Annotated in this window: 2 protein-coding genes and 1 CRISPR repeat array; of the genes, one reads left to right on the forward strand and one right to left on the reverse strand. The window is 45.0% G+C overall.

Annotation, left to right across the window (positions count from 1 at the left end):
• The coding region (locus tag PLH26_RS20105; RefSeq protein ID WP_324587812.1) for a SusC/RagA family TonB-linked outer membrane protein at positions 1–2,718 on the reverse strand (2,718 nt) is incomplete at its 3' end.
• 642 nt (positions 2,719–3,360) lie between these two features.
• Between PLH26_RS20105 and PLH26_RS20110 the strand changes: the two genes are divergently transcribed.
• Complete coding sequence (locus PLH26_RS20110; RefSeq protein WP_324587813.1) at positions 3,361–4,608, forward strand: DEAD/DEAH box helicase; 1,248 nt, start codon at positions 3,361–3,363, stop codon at positions 4,606–4,608.
• 20 nt (positions 4,609–4,628) lie between these two features.
• Positions 4,629–5,118: a CRISPR direct-repeat array (repeat unit 30 nt; unit sequence ATTTCAATTCCTCTATGGTTCGATTAAAAG).
• Positions 5,119–5,142: the final 24 nt, after the last annotated feature.

Raw genomic sequence — 5,142 nt, forward strand, 5'->3', positions numbered from 1 at the left:
GAGCGGGTAGTAATCTCTTTTGCCTACGCCCTGCAGGAATAGCCGTACATCTATATTCTTCCAGTTGCCGCTCAGATCCAGCCCGTACTCGTAGCGCGGGCTTGTATTGCCTATGATCTTAATGTCCTTTGTATCGCCTAATGTATATCCCTTCTCAATGATGCCGTTGCCGTCCTGGTCTATGTATTTGGGCCATCCCGGTACAATAGACAGGGCGCCCCAGGGAATGATGGAGGTTTGATCGAGCTTGGCGATCTCATCGGTATTCTGGAAAAGCCCGTCACTTTCCAGTCCCCAGATCTCTCCCAGTTCCATCCCGGCATAGTATTGCGTTATGCTGCCATTGGGGTTGTCGAACCGGGTGATCTTACTCCTCGAATCTGCCAATACAAAGCGGGCGTTAAAAGACAGGGGGCTTCCGCCAACATTGAACCTGTCGTGGTATCCCAGTGTTAATTCCCAGCCTTTGGTTCGCAGATCGGCTGCATTTTCACTTGGCTCACTTGCTCCCAGTACGGAAGGCAATTGCTTGCCTATTGTAAGCATATTAAGCGTATTGCGGGTATAATAATCAAATACGGCGGTTATCCTGTCGTTTAAAAAACCCAGGTCTATTCCCACATTGGTTGTATTCACTTTCTCCCAGGTATAATTATTGGAAACCAAAGCGGGCGGGTTAATGATCAATGGTCTTCCGTCTCCTACCAAATAGCCGGATTGGGCTGTTCCCATGGATGGGATATAACCATAGTAGTCTACGAGCTGGTTACCGAGAGAGCCGTAAGAAGCACGGAGTTTGAGAGTATTTACAACATGGCTGACAGAACTCATAAAGTTCTCCTGGTCTACCCTCCAGGCAACAGAGGCGGAAGGAAAAAATCCAAACCTTTTATCTTTCGGGAAACGGGAAGAGCCGTCATAACGCCCGTTGAATTCCACGATATACCGGTCGTTAAATATATAGTTCAACCTGCCAAAAACGCCCCTGATGGCATAGCTGCTGATAGATTCGCCCGCATTTAAGATACCGGTAGCCAGTGCTATGGTAGGGAAGGAGGAGGAGATCAGTTCCTGCCGGCTTACCTGGAAATTTTCAAAGCGCAGCGCTTCCTGGTTGTATCCCAGAACGGCTGTGAAAGCGTGCTTTGAAAAGCTTTTGTTCAATGTTCCATACACATTGAATATTTGATAGTTTTCAAATATTGCGCGATGGTTGGCGCTGGCTTGTCCTTCTTCCCTGACATCTTCCGGTCCGTAGCCGATCTTATATTTCTTATAATGCCAGTTGTCGTTGTTTGCCGTATTCCTGAAGGTATAGTCTGCATTTACGGTCAGCAAACGGTCCCATAGCGACAGTTCACCTGAAAAAGTAGACTGGATCATATTCTGCTTCGAGGTATAAGTGCCGCCGTCAACGATCTGGGCCGCTGCATATCCCACACTGGTGTTGGCCCAGGTGCCGTCGGGATTTTTATCAAAAGCTGTCGGAAAATGGTTATAGATACCCCAGGGGTCGAAATAGGTGGGTGTTTCCCGCAGGGAACTGGTATAAAAAGTATTGTTGCCAAACTTCAGCCATTTGTTGATGTTATAATCCACCTTGCCTCTCAGGCTGTACCTGTCAAAGACATCTTTAGCCAGGGCAAGCGGACTGTTCTGCCTGTTGTAGCCTCCCGACAGGTAATACTGCACTTTATTGTCTTCACTTACACCATTGATGGAGAGATCGTGGTTCTGGTTAAAATTGTAGTCGTCCATAAAATACCTGCTCCAGTCGCGGTTACCCATATACTCCCATGAACCGGGTTGGCTGGGGTTTTCCCGTACGCCCGGAACAGAGGGGTTTTCTGATCTTTCTTTTGCATAAGCATAAAACTGGTCGCTGTAGCTCACGTTATTCCAGGGTGTATTATCGGTAGACAACTGGAGTAAGCGGGAAAAAACATAGGGATCTGTTACCATTTTAGGCATTATGGTTGGGCGGTTCATGCTGAAGTTATTGGAATAGTTCACTTTCACACCTGCCGCACCACCGCTTTTGGTGGTGATGAGGATAACTCCGAAGGCGGCTCTTGCGCCATATATAGCGGCGGCCGAGGCATCTTTAATAACTGAGATAGATTCAATATCCTGGGCTGCCAGTAAATTCAATTCCGTTGCCGACGTTTGTACCCCGTCTACCAGTATCAGCGGGCCGCCGCCATTAATGGAAGTAATGCCCCGGATATTGATATCGGGCGCTGCTCCGGGCGCCCCGGAACCAAAACGGATATTGAGGTTAGGCACCATGCCCTGCAAGCCCTGGGAAACATTTGCAATGGGCCGGTTTTGCAGTTCTCTGGCCTTCACCTGGTCTACCGCTCCGGAAAGGTTTACCTTTTTTTGCGTACCATATCCAATTACAACAACATCCTCCAGTGTTGAATTTTCGAGCTCCAGCACAATATCCACTGAAGCCTGGTTGCCCACAACCACTTCCTGTGATTTGTAGCCTACAACTGAGAACTCAAGGACGCTTTGAGCAGATCTTACATTGATCTGGTACTTACCCTGTTCATCGGTCATCGTACCATTCTCCGTATTTTTTTCACGAACAGATACCGATGGCACAGGCGTTCCGCTGATGTCAAAAATGCTGCCGCGAACCTGCTGTTGCTGGGCCTGGATGGCCAAAAAATTAAAGAAAACAAAATAGAGAAGCAGTTTAGCTTTTTTCATAAACAGAAGAATTTAGTAAATAAAAGTCTAATCATAATCTGAGAAAAAGGTTAAGGTAAAACGATCAAATGGTTATTTTTTTTTTACAGGGTTGAGGATCTTCAAAGCTTTTTGATTAATTAGAAGATGGATTATTAGGAGATGAATATTATTATATATATGGCTGATGGTATATTGCCGGCACCGGAAAATGAAAGAAATTGATGAACGGGTATGAATGGGGCACATAAAAAACTGCATTAACAGGGTTGTGACGTTTTGGTTATAGTGCGCATATGCATTTACCGAATATAATACAAAATATGCTTAAAAACTATACCGGGATTACTAAATATTATCATATCCGGATTTCTGCTATGCTGAATACTGCTCTGACCCGGCAGAGGCGATAGCACCCCGAATTCGGATTGGAACAGCGATGCACAAAGCGATATTATCAGTTTGCGCCGTTGTTGCACCCTCCCGTATCGCATTTTTTTAAGTTGTTTAATTGTTATACCTTCGCCGCTCTTAATGTTATTGCTTTCTCCGTTTGTGTAGTAGTTCATCCTCCTCCATTATAGTGAGCGCTTAACCTAAGGCAGATAAAGTATCAGTTTTTTTGATAGCCTTATCACTCTTTTATTACTAAAAAAATCACAAGTGTCATTTAACAATTTGCAGCTTATAGAACCTGTATTGCAGGCCCTGGGCAAAGAAGGATATACCAAACCCACCCCCATTCAGGAAAAATCGATCCCTTCTATTTTACAAAAACGGGACTTGCTGGGTTGCGCCCAAACAGGTACCGGAAAAACCGCCGCTTTTACCATTCCTGTTTTGCAACTGATCCATGAGCAGAAAAAAAGCATTCAGTTTTTGCAGCGGCCGCTGGCTTTAATACTCACACCTACCAGGGAGCTGGCCATACAGATTGGTGAAAGCATCGAGGCTTACGGGAGGTTTTTAAATGTAAAACATACTGTGGTCTTCGGCGGACTTCCGCAACACAACCAGGTGCAGGCTATTCGCAAGGGGGTAGACCTGATGGTAGCCACACCGGGTCGCTTGCTTGACCTGATGCAACAGAAAATCGTTTCCCTCAGCCATATTCAGTATTTTATACTGGACGAAGCAGACCGCATGCTTGATATGGGATTTATACACGATGTAAAACGCATCATTGCTCAGTTGCCTGCCCGGCGGCAAACACTTTTTTTCTCTGCAACCATGCCTCCCGCCATTAGCAAGCTGGCATCAGTGTTACTGAAAGATCCGGTAAAGGTTGAAGTTACCCCTGTTTCTTCTGTGGTAGAAATAATAGAGCAGTCCGTTTATTTTACGGAGAAGAAGAACAAGCGATCTTTGTTGATCCATTTGTTGCAGAACAAGTCTATTGAAACTGTTTTGGTATTCACCCAAATGAAGCATGCCGCGGATAAGCTGGCGCATAAGCTCAATGCTGCGGGCATCCGGGCCGAGGCCATTCACGGCGACAAATCGCAGCATTCGCGGCAAAGGGCATTGGAGAATTTCAAAACCCGGAAGACCCGTGTACTGGTGGCAACGGATATTGCCGCACGTGGTATTGACATTGAAGAGTTAACCCATGTAATTAACTTTGACCTGCCGAATGTGCCTGAAACCTATGTGCACCGCATAGGCCGAACCGGAAGAGCGGGTGCAGGTGGTATTGCCATTTCTTTTTGCGACCCGAATGAAAAACCCTTATTGAATGATATTCAAAAGCTCAACCGGAGATTCATTCCTGTGGTCGATGGTCATCCCTTTGAGCCAGGTTCGGTTAACAGCAACATGCATAAAGTGCCTTCAACAAGTCCTGTCAGCAGCTTTAAAAATGCAGGAACCGGTAGCAGAGGCAGGAAGATTTTCAGGCAAAAAACGTATTAAAGCGAATTGTAGCGGTGATACAGTCAATTCCTCTATGGTTCGATTAAAAGTAATTACGATGAGATTTATTTTTTCGGGTACTCGTTATTTCAATTCCTCTATGGTTCGATTAAAAGCACTGTGAATCACAATGCCACTCCTTCCGTTGTTCCATTTCAATTCCTCTATGGTTCGATTAAAAGAAGAAATTGATTGTTAATTCAGACGCTTGTATTGGATTTCAATTCCTCTATGGTTCGATTAAAAGATTCCTGATCGTAATTTCTCTCTTATTCGAGACAGATTTCAATTCCTCTATGGTTCGATTAAAAGAAAAGGTGAAAAACAAAAAACCCTGCATAAAAATACATTTCAATTCCTCTATGGTTCGATTAAAAGACATCGCCGAACGTAACGCTCAACGGCGTTTCAAAATTTCAATTCCTCTATGGTTCGATTAAAAGGGGAAAGTATTCTAACGCCTGTAGCTCCAGGAACGTTATTTCAATTCCTCTATGGTTCGATTAAAAGTCCAAAAGGAGCGGTCCTAAAACA

This window comes from Agriterribacter sp. (genome assembly GCF_035444585.1).
In the GTDB taxonomy this organism is placed as follows: Bacteria; Bacteroidota; Bacteroidia; order Chitinophagales; family Chitinophagaceae; genus Agriterribacter.